At 34.4% G+C, this 19,244-nt stretch carries 20 protein-coding genes and 1 riboswitch; of the genes, 4 read left to right on the top strand and 16 right to left on the bottom strand.

Annotation, left to right across the window (positions count from 1 at the left end; genetic code table 11):
- Positions 1 to 554: 554 nt before the first annotated feature.
- The 8 genes from Q9R40_RS07910 to Q9R40_RS07875 all read right to left on the bottom strand — a co-directional run bounded on the left by Q9R40_RS07910 (position 555) and on the right by Q9R40_RS07875 (position 7,851).
- Positions 555 to 2,480 carry a copper-translocating P-type ATPase gene (locus tag Q9R40_RS07910; protein ID WP_304677176.1) on the bottom strand — a complete coding sequence of 642 codons (1,926 nt, stop codon included), beginning with the start codon at positions 2,478 to 2,480 and terminating at the stop codon, positions 555 to 557.
- Positions 2,480 to 2,767, bottom strand: coding sequence for a cupredoxin domain-containing protein (locus Q9R40_RS07905; RefSeq protein ID WP_304677174.1), 288 nt, complete (start codon positions 2,765 to 2,767; stop codon positions 2,480 to 2,482). The genes Q9R40_RS07910 and Q9R40_RS07905 overlap by 1 nt, the downstream gene beginning before the upstream one ends.
- 17 nt (positions 2,768 to 2,784) lie before the next feature.
- The gene (locus Q9R40_RS07900) at positions 2,785 to 3,162 is read right to left on the bottom strand and encodes a cupredoxin domain-containing protein (protein WP_087284612.1); all 378 of its coding nucleotides are present in this window, start codon (positions 3,160 to 3,162) and stop codon (positions 2,785 to 2,787) included.
- A gap of 12 nt (positions 3,163 to 3,174) precedes the next feature.
- Entirely contained in the window at positions 3,175 to 3,609 is a 435-nt protein-coding gene (locus Q9R40_RS07895) for a CopY/TcrY family copper transport repressor (protein WP_304677171.1), read from the bottom strand.
- A gap of 124 nt (positions 3,610 to 3,733) precedes the next feature.
- Positions 3,734 to 4,381 carry an ABC transporter ATP-binding protein gene (locus Q9R40_RS07890; RefSeq protein WP_297938892.1) on the bottom strand — a complete coding sequence of 216 codons (648 nt, stop codon included), beginning with the start codon at positions 4,379 to 4,381 and terminating at the stop codon, positions 3,734 to 3,736.
- A gap of 1 nt (position 4,382) precedes the next feature.
- Entirely contained in the window at positions 4,383 to 6,575 is a 2,193-nt protein-coding gene (locus tag Q9R40_RS07885) for a hypothetical protein (RefSeq protein WP_304677169.1), read from the bottom strand.
- Positions 6,575 to 6,874, bottom strand: coding sequence for a hypothetical protein (locus Q9R40_RS07880; protein ID WP_297938886.1), 300 nt, complete (start codon positions 6,872 to 6,874; stop codon positions 6,575 to 6,577). The genes Q9R40_RS07885 and Q9R40_RS07880 overlap by 1 nt, the downstream gene beginning before the upstream one ends.
- 164 nt (positions 6,875 to 7,038) lie before the next feature.
- On the bottom strand, positions 7,039 to 7,851 hold the full coding sequence (locus Q9R40_RS07875; RefSeq protein WP_297938883.1) for a helix-turn-helix domain-containing protein: 813 nt from the start codon (positions 7,849 to 7,851) through the stop codon (positions 7,039 to 7,041).
- A gap of 163 nt (positions 7,852 to 8,014) precedes the next feature.
- Here Q9R40_RS07875 and Q9R40_RS07870 point away from each other — a divergent pair, with 163 nt between their 5' ends.
- Together Q9R40_RS07870 and Q9R40_RS07865 are read left to right on the top strand one after the other, a co-directional pair.
- On the top strand, positions 8,015 to 8,572 hold the full coding sequence (locus Q9R40_RS07870) for a beta-carotene 15,15'-monooxygenase (protein ID WP_304677166.1): 558 nt from the start codon (positions 8,015 to 8,017) through the stop codon (positions 8,570 to 8,572).
- 22 nt (positions 8,573 to 8,594) lie between these two features.
- A complete protein-coding gene (locus Q9R40_RS07865; protein ID WP_304677165.1) occupies positions 8,595 to 9,140 on the top strand; it encodes a hypothetical protein in 546 nt (181 codons plus the stop codon).
- Positions 9,141 to 9,224: 84 nt separating this feature from the next.
- Here the strand turns inward: Q9R40_RS07865 and Q9R40_RS07860 are convergent, their stop codons facing one another.
- From Q9R40_RS07860 to Q9R40_RS07845, 4 genes are all read right to left on the bottom strand, one after another.
- Entirely contained in the window at positions 9,225 to 9,638 is a 414-nt protein-coding gene (locus Q9R40_RS07860) for a peptide deformylase (RefSeq protein ID WP_304677163.1), read from the bottom strand.
- 64 nt (positions 9,639 to 9,702) lie between these two features.
- Entirely contained in the window at positions 9,703 to 10,188 is a 486-nt protein-coding gene (locus tag Q9R40_RS07855) for a DUF3955 domain-containing protein (RefSeq protein WP_304677162.1), read from the bottom strand.
- A 107-nt stretch (positions 10,189 to 10,295) separates the two neighbouring features.
- On the bottom strand, positions 10,296 to 11,609 hold the full coding sequence (locus Q9R40_RS07850; protein ID WP_304677161.1) for an NCS2 family permease: 1,314 nt from the start codon (positions 11,607 to 11,609) through the stop codon (positions 10,296 to 10,298).
- Positions 11,610 to 11,690: 81 nt separating this feature from the next.
- A riboswitch (purine riboswitch) is annotated at positions 11,691 to 11,788 on the bottom strand.
- 98 nt (positions 11,789 to 11,886) lie between these two features.
- Positions 11,887 to 13,197, bottom strand: coding sequence for an NCS2 family permease (locus tag Q9R40_RS07845; RefSeq protein WP_304677160.1), 1,311 nt, complete (start codon positions 13,195 to 13,197; stop codon positions 11,887 to 11,889).
- A 304-nt stretch (positions 13,198 to 13,501) separates the two neighbouring features.
- Here Q9R40_RS07845 and Q9R40_RS07840 point away from each other — a divergent pair, with 304 nt between their 5' ends.
- Positions 13,502 to 14,212 carry a MerR family transcriptional regulator gene (locus tag Q9R40_RS07840; RefSeq protein ID WP_304677158.1) on the top strand — a complete coding sequence of 237 codons (711 nt, stop codon included), beginning with the start codon at positions 13,502 to 13,504 and terminating at the stop codon, positions 14,210 to 14,212.
- Positions 14,213 to 14,297: 85 nt separating this feature from the next.
- Here the strand turns inward: Q9R40_RS07840 and Q9R40_RS07835 are convergent, their stop codons facing one another.
- The gene (locus Q9R40_RS07835; protein WP_004898217.1) at positions 14,298 to 15,608 is read right to left on the bottom strand and encodes an NCS2 family permease; all 1,311 of its coding nucleotides are present in this window, start codon (positions 15,606 to 15,608) and stop codon (positions 14,298 to 14,300) included.
- A 242-nt stretch (positions 15,609 to 15,850) separates the two neighbouring features.
- On the opposite strand from Q9R40_RS07835, the gene Q9R40_RS07830 reads away from it, so the two are divergent.
- Entirely contained in the window at positions 15,851 to 17,089 is a 1,239-nt protein-coding gene (locus Q9R40_RS07830; RefSeq protein ID WP_304677155.1) for an alpha-hydroxy-acid oxidizing protein, read from the top strand.
- A 49-nt stretch (positions 17,090 to 17,138) separates the two neighbouring features.
- Here Q9R40_RS07830 and Q9R40_RS07825 read toward each other — a convergent pair whose 3' ends face one another.
- From Q9R40_RS07825 to Q9R40_RS07815, 3 genes are all read right to left on the bottom strand, one after another.
- Positions 17,139 to 17,813: a deoxynucleoside kinase gene (locus Q9R40_RS07825; RefSeq protein ID WP_300723182.1), complete on the bottom strand. Its 675-nt coding sequence runs from the start codon at positions 17,811 to 17,813 to the stop codon at positions 17,139 to 17,141.
- 21 nt (positions 17,814 to 17,834) lie between these two features.
- A complete protein-coding gene (locus Q9R40_RS07820; protein WP_043921352.1) occupies positions 17,835 to 18,485 on the bottom strand; it encodes a deoxynucleoside kinase in 651 nt (216 codons plus the stop codon).
- 219 nt (positions 18,486 to 18,704) lie between these two features.
- Positions 18,705 to 19,244, bottom strand: a 540-nt coding sequence (locus Q9R40_RS07815) for a glucosamine-6-phosphate deaminase (RefSeq protein ID WP_304677153.1), incomplete at its 5' end; no start/stop codon positions are given.

Here is a 19,244-nt window from a genome sequence, read left to right as displayed (position 1 = left end):
TTGAATCTTAGCGCATTTTTTGTGGATTTGAATAATTAGCTATTCTTCTTTTTTCTATCGCCAACTAATCCGAGCAGTAGTCCTAATCCCATTAGTTTATCTTGGTTTTCTTTTCGTCCAGTTTGTGGAAGTGTTGACTTGTTTTCTGAAGAGATGGTTTGCTTAAGCAGCTCTTCCTGGTTGTTCCAGTACTTTAATCCTTAGTTGGCTGAAATGGAAGCAAGAAATTATATGCTTATTTTGAGGAGAGTAGGTATTCAAGTTTAGGATTAGGAGTTAGTTGTTCTGGAATAGATTTAGGTGTACTTGGCATAACAGGTGTATTTAGAACATACTTGACTAGAACATTTTTAACATCTATTGATTTTGACTACCAGCTGCACTATGGAAGGAGGGTATTCAAACTTTAAATAAAGTCACTCATAAAATGCAAAGGATTGTAAAAAAGAGGGGAGGAAAAATTAAGAAAATAAAAAATCAGCTCATATCATTAAGATAGAACTGATTTCCCATATAGACAAATAAATATTAATAATTATAAATATAAATTTACCTTAATTAGTTCCAGCAATCTTCGCTTTATTCAAAAGTAGGGAGCTACCAACAACTGAAACAGATGAAAATGCCATCGCTAAACCGGCTAGTTCAGGGCTTAGTGTAAAGCCTAAGCCAACGAATAAGCCTGCTGCAATTGGAATACCAATGGTGTTATAGATAAGCGCCCAGAAGAGGTTTAACTTGATGCGATTGAAGGTCTTTTTAGAGATATCAAGAGCACGAACAACACCGCGTAAGTCATTTTGAACTAAGACAATACCACCAGAATCAATTGCAATATCGGTACCAGAGCCCATGGCAATTCCTACATCAGCTGTTGAAAGAGCAGGAGCATCATTGATACCATCCCCAACAAATGCTACCTTATCGCCATTTTGTTGAAGCTCATGAATATGTTCAGCTTTTTCATTTGGTAAAACACCAGCAATAACTTGGTCAATGCCAACTTCATTAGCAATTGCTTGGGCAACTTTTTCATTATCACCGGTAAGCATTACTGTCTTTAATCCACGTTTCTTAAGTTCACTGATAGCTTCTTTAGAGCTTGGTTTAGGAATATCTTGAATAGCAATTAAGCCAATAATTTCACCATTTAAGCCGACATAAACAACTGTTTTAGCTTCTTCTTGTAATTTCGTAGCTTGCTGATTCATTTCCTGGGAAATGTTGACGTCGGCTAGTAATCGATTACTTCCAACAAAAGCTGTCTGATCATGGTAATTAGCTTTAACGCCTTTACCTTCAATTGCTTCAAACTCGCTAACTTTTTCGATTTGTAATTTTTCAGAATCTGCTTTTTTAACTATCGCTGTAGCAAGAGGGTGTTCAGATGATTCTTCAAGACTTGCAGCAATTCTTAAAACTTGTTTTTCGTCACCAACAATATCAGTAACTTCAGGTTTACCAACAGTGATAGTACCTGTTTTATCAAAGACAACAGTATTTAAATCACTAACTTCTTGGAGAACTTCACCATTTTTGATCAAAACTCCCATTTTAGCGCTACGAGCAGTACCAACCATTAAAGCGGTTGGAGTAGCAAGTCCTAAAGCACATGGGCAGGCAATAACGATCACGCTAACTGCAAAAAGCATTGCTTCAACAGCGCTTGCTCCAAGGAATGAGTACCAAATGATAAAAGTTAAAATGGCAATAATCATAACAGCAGGGACAAAAATATTAGAAATTTTATCCGTTAAGTTTTGAATTGGGGCATGGCTAGTTTGAGCCTTTTTAACCAAATCAACAATTTGAGCAAGCATGGTGTCAGAACCAACTTTAGTAGCCTTGAAAGTGATTGTACCGTTACTATTAATAGTTGAACCTACAACAGTGTCACCAACTTTTTTCACTACCGGCATACTTTCCCCGGTAACCATTGATTCATCCAATGTAGTAACGCCTTCGAGAATTTCACCATCAACTGGGATTTTTTCACCTGGCTTAACACGAATAATATCGCCAACTTGAACTTGATCAAGTGGGATTTTTACAAATTTACCATCTCTTTGAACTTCCGCATCTTTTGCTTGTAAACCCATTAATTTACCTAAGGCATTTGATGCGTTATCGTGCATCTTTTCTTCCATGGCGTCGCCTAATAAGACGAAGACAGTAACAAATGCGGCACTTTCAAAGTAAACTGGACGGTTAGTGATCATGGCAAAGATACTATAAAAATACGCAACAGCTGTACCAGTAGCCACTAAGGTATTCATATTGGCACTATGCTTTTTGAAAGCAGCAATAGCACTTTTCCAGTAAGGAAGTGCAGAGATTGCCATAATGATTGTGGTTGTGATAAGAGCAATCCAGTTATATCCGGGCATCATCCAATGAAATGGCATTGCAAACATTTGAATAAGCATTGGGATAGAGAGAATAAACGATATCCAAAATCGTTTAATGTTTGATAACCTCATTATTTAACAACAACCTTCCCATGAAACATGTCCATTCCGCAACTCCAATTATAAGTAGCAGGCTTGTCTGTGGGGATATTGACAATAACTTCTTTTTTACCATCAAGTTTGTCATCTATATTCAAGTCTTTGAAAACTACTTCGTTCATACAGCCCATATTGTCAGATGGAATAAATTTTAATTGGGCAGGTTTACCTTGCTTAAAAGTAATGGTATCGGGTTTATAGCCCTGATTTTCTGCATTGACAACAACTTTTTTGGTTTGATTTTTTGAAAAAATACTCATTTTAATAAATCCTTTCTTTATTTAACGATGACTTTTCCGTGGAACATATCCATTCCGCAAGCAAAGTTATAGGTTCCAGCCTTGTCTGTTGGAATATTGACAGTAGTAATTTTTTGTTTGGTTAAGTCCTTGTTGACTCCTAATTGTTCGAAAACAACATGGGATAAACATGCTGTTGAGTCGCGCATGTCAAAGTTAACTTGAGCAGGCACACCTTTTTTAAGAATTACTGTTGAAGGTGAATAACCACCATTTACAACAATTGTTGCAGTTTGTTCATCATTAACAATTGTGCTCGTACCGGCAGCTTCTTTATGTTTGCCAAAGAACCACCAAATAATAAAACCGATTAAAATTACCCCGACGATTAAGGTAATGATCTGACTTCCATTCATTTTTGTTTCCTCCTAACAAATAGTAGACCCTGTTTTTAAGCAATTACAGGGAACCATCTCAGGTGCCGTTTTTTCTTTTTGACTAATTTCTTTTTTCATCTTCATTAAATCACCTTTAGAAACGGGGGAGTCTTCTAGAAGTTTCAAAATTACTTCTCCCTTGTGCATGTCACACATTCTATTTAGTAAGGTTTTAGCTTCGTTGTACATCATTTCGGTTTGATTAACCGTAGCTGTGTAGATGTACCGGCGTCCATCTTGTTTAGCATTTAACCAGCCTTTTTGAACGAGACGTCTAATTAAAGTTTTGATAGTAGAATCTGTCCAATCTTTTTTAGCCTGAAGCTCGTTTAAAATTTGTTTTGTATTTGTTTCACATAATGTCCAGACAATGCGCATTACTTCCCATTCACTGTCTGAAATTGAAGATAAATTCTTTTCACTCATTTATACTTTCCTTTCGTTTACAAGTGTAATCATATAACTTGTGATTTACATTTGTCAACAATAAAATGATTAAAAAAATAAGAGCTATTTTTGTAAAAATAGTTCTTATTCAAATAGGAATATTTTATTTATTTAAGTAAATTATCCGATCAGCCTGCTGAGCATGCTCTAAATTATGGGTAACCATGATTACCGTTTTTTGATATTTGTCACGTAGCTGAATAATGTAATTTAAGGCTTCTTTAGCATGCTGATTGTCTAAAGCTCCAGTTGGTTCATCTGCTAAAACGAGATCCCCAGGCTTTAAAATAGTTCGAGCAAGGGCGACACGCTGCTGTTCTCCACCAGAAAGAATAGAAACTTGTTCATCTTTAGTATGGAATATGTCTAGCTCAGTAAGGATTTGATCAATTAATTTATCACGCCTATTATTATCTATTTTTTTAAAGTAAGTAGCCAAATAAAGATTTTCTTTGACTGTTTTATTAGAAATTAGGGCAAAACTTTGAAAGAGATAGTTAATCGTATTACGTCTTAACATGATTGCTCGTTTACTGTTGAGTGAAGGAAGAGGCTGTCCGAATAATTCGACTGTTCCATCGCTCCAATCTTCTAGTAAACCTAAAATATTGAGCAGGGTGGATTTGCCACATCCTGATGGACCTACAATCGCGACGAATTCTTGTTGCTTGACTCTCATATTTAAATTATCAATGATAATTCTTTTTCCAAAATTTTTGGTAAGATTTTGAACTTTGATTACATCGGTCATATTAGTCTAATTCCTTTCTATCATTTTTTTGAGCAAAGTGAGTTTTTAATGCTAAATAAAAAATTAAAAGCTGTAAAATTAAATTTAAAATTTCTATTAGAACTCCAATCTTACTGTGGCTAATTAAGATAATGATTAAAGCTCCTCCATTAATTGTGCTAATCATAATGAGTGGTAGAGTGTAAAGCTGTCTGAATGAGAAACCTAAAAACTGTTTAATTAGTAGAGTCTCATAGTTAAGCTTTTTGTAAGTAAAGGCTAAGACACATACAAGTAAGATTAAGAGAATAATCAATAATATAATCACCAAACCGAACATAGCTAGAGTCTGCCAGAGTGATTTTTGAACCCCATCTATGTACTGCTGGACAGTCGCAAAGTTTAATTTATTGTCTGCTAAGTGATATTTAGATAAATTATCTGGAGAAAGAACTTGTTTACGCACTGCAGAATTTTTAAATTTAAATGAACCTCCTAAGCCCGATGCAAATAAGTTACCTATTTCTACAAAGGAAAAGTTTTCTGGGCTGGCAACATAGATAATTGGAGAGTTGCTTACCGTTGGTTCTTGCGGAGTATTGTTCCAAAGAAAGATAGATTTTTGAGGATAATAGGTTATAAATTTGAATTTACGAGATCGAGTAAATTTAGTTGAAATATCTGAAGATCGAATGCCTTCTTGCATACTTTCTTTTATATAAGAGATAGTTTTTCTTTTCTCAGCTCCGGAAATGTTATCAGGTAAGTAAATTACACGAATTCCATTTTGAGTAGCTTTTAATGCTTGATTGGAGAGGGTAAAGTTAATCGTTTTTAGGTAGTTGGGAGAGGCAGTTAAGATAGTGAAGGGATGAGAGGGCATTTCCTTATAGCCATCTGTCATTTGTTCAATATAAGTTTTAGAAGCATAAAAAGAGTTCACGAAATAAACTCCATCTTTATTAGCATAATGCCGGTAAAGATCATAGAAATCGCGATTGATCTTAGAGGAGGTGTCGGCGTAAGAACGTACACTATCATTACCACTATCCATTGAAGCGAGAACTTCCATTTTAGAAACTGTATGCCATTGATGAGCTTGAGCTGCAGTTTCTGAAATTGATTTTGCAGGCTGGTCAATGTAAAGACAGGTACCAATAACAACGCTCGTTAGTAACAAATAAAATCCAAAAAAGAAAGAATAAATTAATTTTTTAGGATAATATCCCTTAATCAGAGCAATATTTTTTGAAATAATAACTAAGCTTGCAGCACAGAAAAAAGTAAGACTAAAAATAAATGACGTAATAATTCCTGTCTTAATTCCTAAAGTAATGAAGCTAAGAGGGAAACGTAGATTAAAAATTGTTGAAAATACACAAAGAAAAAGTGCAGTCAAACTCAGGATAACTAAATATGGTTTAAAGATTTTAAATAAGATATCTTTTTTCGACCAACCTAATAAGATAAGATTTCCATATTCTTTGAGATTGTTTAAAAAAACTATTAGGAAAAAAGCTAAAAGTCCACAAGAAGTTAAGATAATTCCTAAAATAATGCTATCTTTAAGCAGGTCACCATTGCTAGCACTTCCGCTTTGAACAAATGTGAAGTCGCTTTTTTCAATGTCAGTTATTTTATGAAGCTGACTAATAATATTATCATAGGTCTGTTTATCGTTTACGCCAACAAGTTGATAGCTTCCACGAAGGGTATCTTCATTTTTTACTAGGCTTTCTAATTTTGAAACAGTAATTAGTGGAGAAAACCAAAAGCTTGAAATTGGAGCAAGTTGATTAATGGTTCCATTAGCTTGACCAATACTAGCATTAGGATTAGAAGACTGGAGAACTTTGTTAATCTTAGACTTGTCTAAGAGGGATTGGCCTCCAAAACTAAGTTGGACATCGATGGTTTTAGGAGTTCCCATAACACCAATATTAAATAGGTCGTCATTATTTTCTTTACGAACTAAGAGAAAGTTCTTCTGGTGAGAAACTTGATTCAAATAAGCTAGAATCTCATCTTTCTTTGTCGGTGGAATGTTATTAAGATAAAGAGTATAGGGGGACTGGTCGTTTAAATAATTGGTCCAGGTAGAAATGTATTGATCCCGTAAGCCTAAAAGTAGCCATAGAAAAATAAGAAAAGTTTGTAATATAAGTAAAGTGTACCCGACAAGAGAGGTACGCTTTGTTAACGTGCACTTATTCATTAGCGACAGTTCCAATAAGCAGTTGCGTGAGTACGAGAGGCGATCCAAGTATTAGCTACTGCTAAAGTACCTCTACTTTTCCATCCAGACCAAACGCCGTTTGCAGTTGTACAACGTTGATAAATATGGCTTTGAACTTTTGAATAAGACCAAACTCCTGCTATTCTACCATGTTCCCAGTATACAGGCGTTCCCCTATAGTAGAGTGTTTGAGATGCCGCAAAAGCTGTTCCGGATGTGGTTAGTCCGAGAGTAACAAGACCTAAAACCGCCCATTTTTTTAAAGATTGTTTTTTCATTTTTCTTTCCTCCAAAAATATACAATTTAATTACTTGTTAAAAATTTGGGGTAGTAGGATTAGGATACATAGAATATCTCCTTTCCTTTTCTGATTCTGATAAGATAACTAAAATTATACGGACTATATTATAAAAAAATAAGAATGCTCGTATTTGAGCATTCTTATTTGGGCAATAAAGAACTAATTCGAGTATCTCCGCACTCTTCCAAGAGAGATTTAATAGCCTGTAGTTTAATAAAATCTTTCTTTAGAAAAGCTTTAAAGTATAAATTGATTATTCTGTAATGGCTTAAAGAGGGGTTACTAGAGAGATTATCAAGTAGGGTAAAGCATTGATACCAAATTTTTTTGTTAGGGAAGGAATGTGTGTAATAAAGATAATTAAGAGTGACAGATGAAATAAGTTTTTGAACTTTTAGAGAGAAAGTACTAATATTTGAATATTTTTTGATGACACTTGTCATATGAATATCTAAACTTTCTGGAGAAAGAAACATTGTTGCACTTCCGAAGAAGGAAAGCATCATTAAATCGTTTGACCAATTTTTATTTTTGAAAAGTTGAAATTGAATATAATTTTTTACTTCACTAGGAATATCTTTTACATTTTGAGTTAGCATAGCTTTTAAAAGAATTATTTTGTAAATCGTGAATTTTGATAAAGACATTTTTTCAGATTTACGAAATAAATAGTTTAATTCATTTGTATTTTGTTCAAAAAATGCAGTCTTTAATTCATGTAGGAGCTGTGTTTCAGAATCTTTTCCTGTTTGTGGTGGTAATACTTGCTTAAAAAAGAAGTCAGGGGAGATATGGTGAAATTCAAGGAGCTTGAGTAAAACCGAGGCAGAAATATCATGTAAATCTTTCTCAACTTTACCATATTGAGATCGAGACATGATATTTGCTGCCATTTCTTTTTGAGTTAAATTTAGTTTTAAACGTTCATTTTTTAAAGCTTCTCCAATCGTCATCATTCATTCTCCAAAATAAAATTTATTTTTAGATTAAAACATTATTAATAAAATATTGCAAATATTTTCTAAGATGATATTATTTTAGATAAAATAATCTAAAAAATTGTGGTAATCTGTGTATTTGTTTCTAAATTAATCAAATAAAAAGGAAGGTGAGTAGATGGATGATAAAAGATGGATTGAACTAGCTAAAAGACGAAAGCAAGATAAGTATTTTGGCATTGTCAGCTTGTTGATTGCTTTGATGATGGTTTTCTTTACATTAAAGAATATTGGCTGGCTACTTACTTTCATTGTCGTAGCAGTTATTCTCTACTACTGGATTGATGTGGAACAGATGCTTGAAGACAGTAAGGCAATTAATAGGACGCAGAAGATTATTTTTATTATCCTTGGAATAGTTTATGAGCTGACTAGTATTGTTTTTGCTTTCATTAATTTAAATTATTTATTACTAGCTTTTGGCATTGTAAGTGCAGGATATTTAGGCTTTAAGACAAATGCGGTATTTCGTAAAGATTTAAAGAATAGAAAACTGAAATTTGGGGAGAGTATAGTTGCAATTTGTCTCGGACTGGGAGCTGCAATCTTGCTTATATTACTCACTCCTAAAGACATTCTTTGGCTATTTCTTTTGATTTTTGCTTTAGCTTATAATCTGATTCACCTAATTGTCAGAATTAAGGTTGAACATGACGGAACTAACCGAGAACTGTAGAAAAAAAAAAAGGAATGATTAGATGCGCCCAGACTTAATTATTAAAAATAGAAAGTTGAATCATATTATCGGCGTAATAGGAATCATTCTGAGTATTGTAGTGATATTTTTAGCCTTAAAAAATGTAAGCTGGGTATATCGACTAGTGGCAGTATGTGCAATCATTTATTGCCTTATTGACATAGAACAAAAATTAGAAGAAGACCATGCAATTACAAGAATAGATCGAAATATTATAGTTGTGATTGGGAGTTTTTGTATAGGGTTTAGCATAATTTGTGCCTTTATAAATATTGATCTCTTGTTAAGGCTAGCTGGAATCACAGGTTCAGGCTATTTAGGATTTAAGTCATATCAATTAGTTAGAGAGGGAATTCTTAATAAGAAGCTGAAGTTAGCTGATAGTTTAGTAGCAACTTTTTTAGGTGTTTTCCCAGCTATTTTACTAATTATTTATGCATTTATTGCTTTTTGGATAATTTTATTAGCATTAACCTTGCTGTATAATTTAATCCACTTGATAGTTAGAATTAAAATTGAACGTGGTCCAACGAATCGACAATTCTAAAATAAAAGAAGGTAGAGTATTCGATTTTTAAGTCGAGTACTCTACCCTTCTTTATGAAAAATATTATACGTAAAACTTTTTTAATTAAATCAAAATTCCATTACAATGATCAACTTCATGTTGAATTACCTCAGCAGTAAAATCAGAGAAACTTTGTTGCCGGGTTTCTAAATTCTCATTTTGATATTTAACTGTGATATTCTTGTATCTTTCGGTTGGACGTTCGCCAGTTAAAGAAAGACAGCCCTCATAAGCTAAATATTTATCATCTTCGGCCACAATAATTGGGTTAAGCATCACAATTGGGAGTGGTCCAACAAATAAAGCAATAATTCGCTTTTGAACACCAATCATATTTGCAGCGAGGCCAGCTGCTTTATCCTTATTAGCCAGTAAAGTGTCCTTTAAATCAGTGGCTGCTCCTAAATCTTGTTTAGTTGCTGGTAGAGACTTAAATTTTAAAGAAAGTTCATCATGAATAATAGGTTTGACTGCCATAAAAATAATTCTCCATTGTTATTTTTATCCTAATTATCGCATATTACTCACAGAAAATTTAAGTTTAATTATTTTTTCTTTCTTTAATTGCAAGACGAATCGAATTTATTACCCGGGCAATAATGATCAATATCCCTACAAATAATGAAAGATAGCCTAATGGCATTAAGAAAAAGTTTTCGTGTAAAAAGCCATTGCTATCAATATAAGAAACAGATGCAGCACTAATTAAGAAGAAAATAATTCCTAAAATAATGAATGCACTCCCGATGATAGTAGAGACCATATTAAATTTGGCAGCACGTGTTCTTTTACCATCATTAATCAAAGTTTGCCCAATCTTATTCATCTTTTTATCTCCTAAAATTAATGCATCAAGAGAAACATTGAATGTTTCTGCAATCAAAATAATCATTTCAAAATCTGGAAGGTTACGATTATTTTCCCAGTTAGAAATGGCCTGTCTAGTTACATTTAATTTCTTGGCCATCTCTTCCTGAGTTAAGTTGTTTTCTTTTCGAAGGCATTTTATTTGTTCGTTAAATTCCATTTTGCCTCACCTCGTAATTTAATTTAATGAAAATTGAGTCAAAAAAACAAGCTAGCAATGCTTGCATCTTAATAGATAGCGTTACTAGCTTGAAAAAAGATTATTAATTAGCCCATATTAGTAATTAAGAAGAAGATGACAAAGATTACAAATAAAATGTACATCATTGGAGATACTTCTTTATAGCGCTTAGAAGCAATCATAGTAATTGGATAAGCGATCATTCCTAAGGCTAAACCATCGGAGATGGAGTAAGTTAAAGGCATACCAACTACTACTAGGAAAGATGGAAAGGCAATTTCGAAGTTATCCCAATGGATATATTTAAGATTACCTGCCATCAGAACGCCGACTATGATTAAAGCAGGGGCTGTTACAGTGGTTGGGATTACGGCTAAAAGTGGACTGAATATCATTGAGATTAAGAATAGAATACCAACGAAAATAGCGGTTAAACCAGTTCTACCACCCATTGCGATACCGGCACTTGATTCAACAGAAGTACCAAGTGGAGCAGTACCTAATACAGACCCTTCAACCATAGCTAGTGAGTCTGACAAGAAAGCTTTTCCAATCCGTGGAATTTTACCGTTTTTATCAACCATTCCAGCTTGTTGTGTCATACCAATTAAGGTACCAGCAGTATCAAAGAATGTAACAAGTAAGAATGTTAAAACAACCATAAATAGTTGTGGTGTATTGATGTCTTTTAAGTGAAATACTGCTTGACCAAAGGTTGGAGCAATACTTGGAGCACCTGAAACAATACCATGTGGCATTGGAATTTGACCAATAACCATTCCGAAAATAGCAGTTACAATCATCCCAATGAAAATTGAGCCCGGTACTTTAGCTGCCATTAAGATGACAGTCAAGATTAAACCGAATAGGGTGATCCAAACTGCTGGATTATTAAATGAACCAAGCCCAACAAGAGATGATTTATTGTCGACGATCAATTTACCATTTTGCAAACCAATAAAAGCAATGAACAAGCCAATACCAGCAGAAATTGCGTATTTTAAATCTTGAGGAATTGCATCAACAACTTTTTCACGGAGCTTTAAAACGGTAATCAAAATGAATAAAATTGAAGCTACTAACACACTAGCGAGGGCAGTTTGCCAATTGATATGCATTCCGATAACAACGTTATATGAGAAAAAGGCTGCACTACCAAGTGTTGGTGCTAAGGCAATAGGATAGTTCGCAATAAATCCCATCAAGAAGCAACCAATTGTTGTTGCAAGTGCAGTAACAGTAAAGGCAGCTCCTTTATTAATACCAGCTGCACTTAAAATATTAGGGTTAACAAAAAGGATATATGACAATGAAACAAACGTAGTTAAGGCCGCAATTAATTCACGTTTGACATTAGTATGAGCATCCTCTAAATGAAAGATTTTGTCTAAAAATTGCATCATTTCTCCAACATAAAATAAAAATGAAAAAAGGACACAGTTTACCCAAGAGCCACGGGTAAAAGATGTCCTTTAAAACAATTTATGACGTCTGATACCTATAGTCCTGAATTTATGGCTCAGGGTAGATACTGTCGACCTTATTTCGACGATATATAGATAACTTGATTGTTAAGTATTCTAGCAGAAATTCACTAGATAGGCAAATGTGCTATAGAATTTCTTAGGAAATAAAAAACCAATCAGCTCTGGTAGTTGATTGGTTTACCTGCGTATATTATTTAATATTCAAAACAACGAAGTAAATAACAAAAATAAAGAATAGGATCCACATCATTGGCGTAATTTCTTTAAATCTCTTAGCTGCTAGCATAGATACTGGGTAAATGATTAGTCCCCAGCCAAGTCCATCTGAAATGGAGTAGGTAAGTGGCATACCAAGAGCAATTAAGAAACATGGAATTGCGATTTCAAGATCAGTCCAGTGAACGTGCGCCAAGTTTTCAGCCATTAATACTCCAACGATTATCAAAGCAGGAGCAGTTACTTGAGTAGTGAAGACACTCAAGATTGGACTAAAAATAGTAGAAATCAAGAAGAAAATACCAACCCAAACAGCGGTTAAACCAGTTCTACCACCGACTGCAATACCGGCACTTGATTCAACAAAGGCACCAACTGGGGAAGTACCAAGAACAGATCCTACTAACATACCAGATGAGTCAGCAGCTAAAGCTTCACCAGCACGTGGCATTTTGTTATCTTTCATAAGGCCAGCTTGTTGAACAAGTCCGATTAAGGTACCGGTAGTATCAAAGAAAGTAACAAGTAAAAATGTAAAGACGACAATCCACATTTGAACTGTATTGATATCACTAATATGAAAAATAGCCTGGCCAAAAATTGGTGAAAGACTTGGAACGCCTGAAATAAATGCTTTTGGCATTGGGATTTGACCAATTATAATACCGAAAATTGCCGCAACAATCATTCCGATAAAGATTGCACCTGGAATCTTGGCAATCATTAAGAAAATAGTTACCATTAAACCAAAGATTGTAATCCAAACAAGTGAATTGTTTAAAGAACCAACAGTAACTAAAGTTGAATCACTTTTACTAATTAATTTACCACCTTGAAGACCAATGAAGGCGATAAATAAACCAATACCAGCAGAAATAGCATATTTGATATCACTAGGAATAGCATCAATAATCATCTCACGTACTTTAAATATAGTCAGTAAAATGAAAAGAATTGAAGCAACGAAAACGGCAGCTAAAGCAGTCTGCCATTTTACATGCATCCCTAAGCAGACCGTATAAGTAAAGAATGCATTCAGTCCTAAAGTTGGTGCAGAAGCAATAGGATAATTGGCAAGTACTCCCATTACAATACAAGTGAAAGCGGCAGATAAGGCAGTAGCCGTAAATAGCGCTCCTTTGTTCATGCCACTTGCTCCTAAAACAGCTGGGTTAACAAAAAGGATATAAGACATACTTACAAAAGTAGTTAATCCAGCTAAAAACTCAGTTTTAAATGAAGTATGGTTTTCATTTAAATGGAAAAATTTACCAATTGAATTCATGTAGTCCTCCAGGGATGGTAATGTTCGGATTTTAAAGGAAAATATAATTTTAAATGATTAATTTATGTGTTTGATCATTTAAAAGCGAATCTTCAACTAAAATTATATCTAAAATATTAACTATTTCAAGAATAAAAACTATAATTATTCGAATAAATCATAAAAATAGAAAATAATAGGAGTAAAAATAAGAAAATTGTTTTAAAAGCCGAACAATATTTCCAAGGAAATAGAATATTTTATAATTTAGAAGTTGACCTTAACCTTACGTTAATTGGTATCTTAAATCTGGGAGGTGAAAGTAATGTCAGAGAGATATACCATCGGAGAAGCAGCAAAGAAATTACAAATAAGTACGCGTACTTTGCGATACTATGATGAAAAAGATTTAGTGAGGCCCGCTTATATCAAAGAGAACGGCTATCGTTTTTACAGCGAAGAGCAAATCAGGCAAATTGAATTAATTCTTTTTCTAAAAGAATTGGGATTTTCATTGAAGCAAATAAAAATGCTCATTCAAGATGAGAATGGGAGTCAATCACTTGAGTTATTGCTTAAAGAACAATATCAAGAGAATCAGAGGAAAATTAATGAGATAAGTAAAAAGCAAGATAAAATAGAACACTTGCAAAAAATAAAGTTGTCGCATGCTGTGTTAACCAATTATTCTGGCATTACAAATATTATGAGAAAAGAAAATAGACTTTCAGCTTTAAGACGAAAACTATGTTGTTTTAGTATTCTATTAGTAGTATTTGAATTGATGGCAATTAGTATTCTGTATGCCTTTAAGCTACAGCCGGGTGTGGTAGTGATAGGAACGACTCTAATTGGAGCAATTGCTCTTTCTAAGTATTACTACGATAACGTTGAATACGTTTGTCCTAATTGCGGAGATGTATTTATTCCGTCATTTCTGGCATTTAATTTAGCTCCGCATACGCCTAAGTTTAGAAAATTAACTTGTCCGAAGTGCGGAAAAAGATCCTATTGTTTGGAAATTAGTAGAGAGTAAAAACAATATTTAAAATTACTAGAAAAATTTTTTTGATTAACCAAAAAAGCCCGTGCATCAGCACGAGCTTTTTCTTTAGTCCAGTCTATTTAAAATTCAATACCCATAAGAAGATGATAAATACTACAAACAGTACCCACATCATTGGGCTAACTTCTTTACCACGCTTTGCAGAAACCATACAAATTGGGTAAGTAATCATTCCTAATGCCAAACCATCGGAAATTGAGTAAGTAAGAGGCATACCAAGTAAGATTAAAAATGCAGGTACGGCAATTTCTAACTTGTTCCAGTGAATATGTGCGGTATTTTGTGCCATTAAAACTCCGACGATAATTAACGCAGGAGCAGTTACTTGAGTAGTGAAGACACCAAGTAGTGGACTAAAAATCATTGAGATCAAGAAGAAAATGGCTACAAAAACAGCAGTTAAACCAGAACGACCACCAACAGCAATACCAGCACTTGATTCGACAAAGGCACCAACTGGTGAAGTACCGAAGATTGAACCAAACATCATAGCAGTTGAGTCAGCAGCTAATGCTTTACCGACACGTGGCATTTTATTATTTTTCATAAAGCCAGCTTGTTGAGCAAGACCGATTAAAGTACCAGCAGTATCAAAGAATGTAACAAGTAAGAAAGTTAAAACAACAACCCACATCTGCAAAGAGTTAATATCTTTAACATGGAAAATTGCTTGGCCAAAAGTTGGAGCTAGGCTTGGGGCTAAAGAGATGAACTTATGCGGAACAGCAATTTGACCGGTACAAATTCCAAAGATTGATGCGGCAATCATTCCAATAAAAATAGCACCTGGAACGCCTAAGATCATCAAGATTACTGTAACAATTAGACCAAAAATAGTAATCCAAACGAGTGGATTATGAAGTGATCCTAAACCAACTAAAGTTGATTTGTTAGCAACGATTAAGCCACCGTTTTGTAATCCAAGAAAGGCGATAAATAAACCAATACCGGAAGAAATGGCAAATTTTAAGTCTGAAGGAATTGAATCAATAATCTTTTCTCTTAGTTTAAATAAAGTAATTAAAATAAAGATAATTGATGCAACGAAAACACTAGCTAAAGCAGTTTCCCAGGATACTTTCATGCCAATACATACAGTGTAAGCAAAGAAGGCGTTAATACCTAAGGCAGGTGCTTCACCGATCGGGTAGTTGGCAACGATTCCCATGATTGCTGTACCAAGAGCAGCGGCTAAAGCAGTAGCGGTAAATACAGCCCCAGTATTCATTCCACTAGCGCCAAGAACGCTCGGATTAACAAAGAGAATGTATGACATACTAATAAAAGTAGTTAATCCAGCAATAAATTCAGTTCTAACATTAGTTCCTAACTTTTCTAAATGAAAGTAGTTTTTTATAAAATTCATTTTGTCCTCCAGACATAATGTTCGTTTTTAAGCTTTAAATAAGCAACTTTTATAGTGTAGCATTCCCATAAATAAATGTAAACGCGAATTTTACCGATAAAAGGTTGAAAGAATTTTCTGAAAGTAAATCTTATAAGAGATAGTGAATTATTTCATAAGAGCTTTTGCTTACTCCGCTAATAAAATAGTTTTAAAATGAAGGTGTAAGAAAACGTTTGTTATAAAATTTGGAGGAATGTACGATGACAACTTATTATAAGGGCTTTCCACAAAGTACAAGAGAAGAAAAGTTACATATGGTTAACTTGGATGAACTAGAAAATGAAGCAAAGTATGTAATGCCAGAAGCAGCTTATTACTATGTAGCTAGTGGAGCTGAAAATGAATGGACGTGGCGAAATAATACTCAAGCATTTAATCATTTTCAAATAGTTCCTCGAGCTTTGACTGGAATGCAAGACCCTGAACTTAATACTGAGTTTTTAGGAATGAAGTTAAAGACGCCGGTTATGATTTGTCCAATTGCATGCCACGGTATTGCAAATGCCGAAGCAGAAATTGATACGGCAAAAGGCGCAAAAGCTGCTGGGGCCTTATTTGGGATGAGTACTTATGCAAATAAGAGTGTACAAGAAGTACAAAACGCAGTAGGGGATTCTCCTAGATTTATGCAACTATATTTAAGCAAAAACTGGGACTTTAATAAGATGGTAATTGAAGAATCAGTTAAAGCTGGTTTTAGGGGATTTTTCCTAACAGTAGATGCTTTAGTTAGTGGCTATCGTGAAGCTAACTTACGAACTAACTTTACTTATCCGGTGCCGTTGGCTTTCTTTAATGAATGGAATGGTGGAAAAGGTGAAGGCCAAAGCGTTGCACAAATGTATGCTTCATCAGCTCAAAATATTGGACCAGATGACATTCGTAAAATAAAGGAAATTGCTGATGTTCCTGTAATTGTTAAGGGAATTGAATGTGCTGAAGACGCTATGCTCGCTATTGGTGCTGGAGCAGATGGGATCGTGGTTTCTAACCATGGAGGACGCGAAGTAGATGGCGCTCCTGCTACGATTGACGTTTTACCTGAAATTGCTAAGGCAGTAAAAAGCTCAAATCATCGTGTTCCAATTATTCTTGATGGCGGCGTTCGTCGCGGCTCTCATGTCTTTAAAGCATTAGCATTAGGTGCAGACTTAGTCGGTATTGGCCGTCCATTTTTATATGGCTTAGCACTTGGTGGTGCACAAGGTGTTCAATCAGTTATTGAGCAATTGAATAAGGAATTATTGATTGATATGCAATTAACCGGCTGTAAGACAATTGAAGATATTAAACATGCTAAGATTGATCATATTAATTACAGTGCTGACTGGGGCATTTCTTCGACTAGTAGAAGTGTGATGAAGCCATATCCTGTTACTAAAGAAAATCAATTAACAGGTGAAGCAGCTGATGCTGTAAGTGGTGCATCAAGACATTGATTTTTAGAGTAAGAAAAAACTGCGGTCCAATATGGATCGCAGTTTTACTTTATTTAACTAAATTAGGCTCCCAATCTTCTTCAAGTTTACCCATTTCCTTGAGTTTAGTTACAATTTGATCTAAGACTACTTGACGATCTTCTTCACTAGCCATGAAATCAAGTTTATCACCGTCAATAGTCATTTTTGGTGAATAGTCATACTTCTCATACCAAGGTTTGTAATAGCGAAGTAGACGCTTGTAATAGTCTTCTAGAGTAGGATCATAACTTAATTGTTCATAGTTACGGCCGCGTTTTTGAATACGTTTGAGCATTGTATCATAAGATACATCAATATGAACAAGGAGATCGGGGTTCTTTTTAGGCATTCGATCTAGCTCACTCATCATATTGTGTAAAAGTTCATAATAAGTGTCTACTTCTTCTTTAGTAGCACGCCCAATATCTGCATTCATTTGGAAGAAAAGAGCATCTTCGTAGATCGAACGGTCAAGTACATTATTATCATCAGTTAAAGCTGATTTAATACTTTGAAAACGAGTATTTAAGAAATAAACCTGTAGCAAAAATGCATATTTTTTAGGATTTTCATAAAATAGTGGCAAAACAGGATTATCATCTACACTTTCATAAAAAGGTTTAGTACCCAAATACTTAGATAGAATACCTGTTAGACTGGATTTTCCGGCTCCAATGGGCCCGCTTAATACAATAACTGTCATCACGTTCCTTCTATTCGTTAACTAGTTCAAATTCCCTATATCAATAAGTTTTTGATCGATTGCGTTAATAACTTTCTTTCTTGCGTCTTCATTTGCAACAAAATCGTATTTGTCACCATCAATCATCATCTTAGGGGATGCATTATATTTCTCATACCATGGCTCGTAATATGATAAAAGACGAGCATAGTAATCTTTTAAACTTGGGTCAGTTGACAATTGTTCAAACTTACGACCACGTTTTTGAATACGGTGAAGCATAGTATCAAGAGAAACATGAATATAAATTAGAAGATCTGGTTTCTTACTTGGATTACCAGGTGCTTGTTCCATCATATTCTCAAGTAAACTATCATAAATCTTGAATTCTGTAGGATCAGCAATACCACTATCAACATTCATTTTGAAAAATAGGGCATCTTCATAAATGGAACGATCAGACACGCTGTTATGATCGCGAATAGCTTGGTTAATTTGAGCCAAACGGTGGTTTAGAAGATAAGTGTTTAAAAGAAAAGTATAATGAGCCATATCTTTATAATAAAGTGGCAAAATTGGATTGTTATCTACACCCTCATAAAAGGCTTGAGTGCCTAAATGTTCGGCAAGAAGACTGGTTAAACTGGATTTTCCGGCTCCAATGGGCCCGCTCAATACAATAACTGTCATCACGTTCTTTCTACAATATATAGTTTGCTTTAATAGTGTAATTCAATATCTGGTATGTAAGCAAGCTATTTTTAAAAAAAGAGTTAGGTGAAAAAGTCAAGAGTAGATCTTAAAAAATGTAGATTAAGAAGAAAAGAATGCTACTAATTTCATTCAATCAAATAAAAAACGAACTAATCTAAAAGATTAATTCGTTCAAGTAAACGGGATGATTAATGAGGATTAATTTCTATATTTTGGATCAAGTTTTGCGGCAGCAACTTCATCACAAATAACTGTTACATCTGGGTGATCTTGTAAGATAGATGCCGGCACTTCTTCAGTAACAGGGCCCTCAACTAAGGCTTTAACTGCATCTTGTTTTGATTCGCCAAATGCAAGTAAAACAATTTTCTTACTTTGCATAATGGATTTAATTCCCATACAAATGGCTTGACGAGGAACGTTATCTTCGTTATCGAAGAAACGTGAATTGGCCTTAATGGTACTCTCAGTTAATTGAACTTTATGAGTTAAACTACCAAATGGAGTACCTGGTTCGTTAAAGGCAATATGGCCGTTTCTACCGATGCCTAGGATTTGGATATCAATAGGATTTGCGGCAATAATGTCGTTATAACGATCAACTTCTTCATCGATATCCTTTGCCATTCCGTTTGGAATATAAGAATGCTTGAATGGCTTCTTATCAAATAAGTGCTTTTGCATGAAGTAGTGATAACTTTGATCATTATCTGGATTTAAGCCATAGTATTCATCTAA

This window comes from uncultured Lactobacillus sp. (assembly GCF_948948975.1).
Lineage (GTDB): Bacteria > Bacillota > Bacilli > Lactobacillales > Lactobacillaceae > Lactobacillus.
Note: the sequence above shows the minus strand (reverse complement) of the source record. Positions and strands in the feature narration are given on the sequence as shown.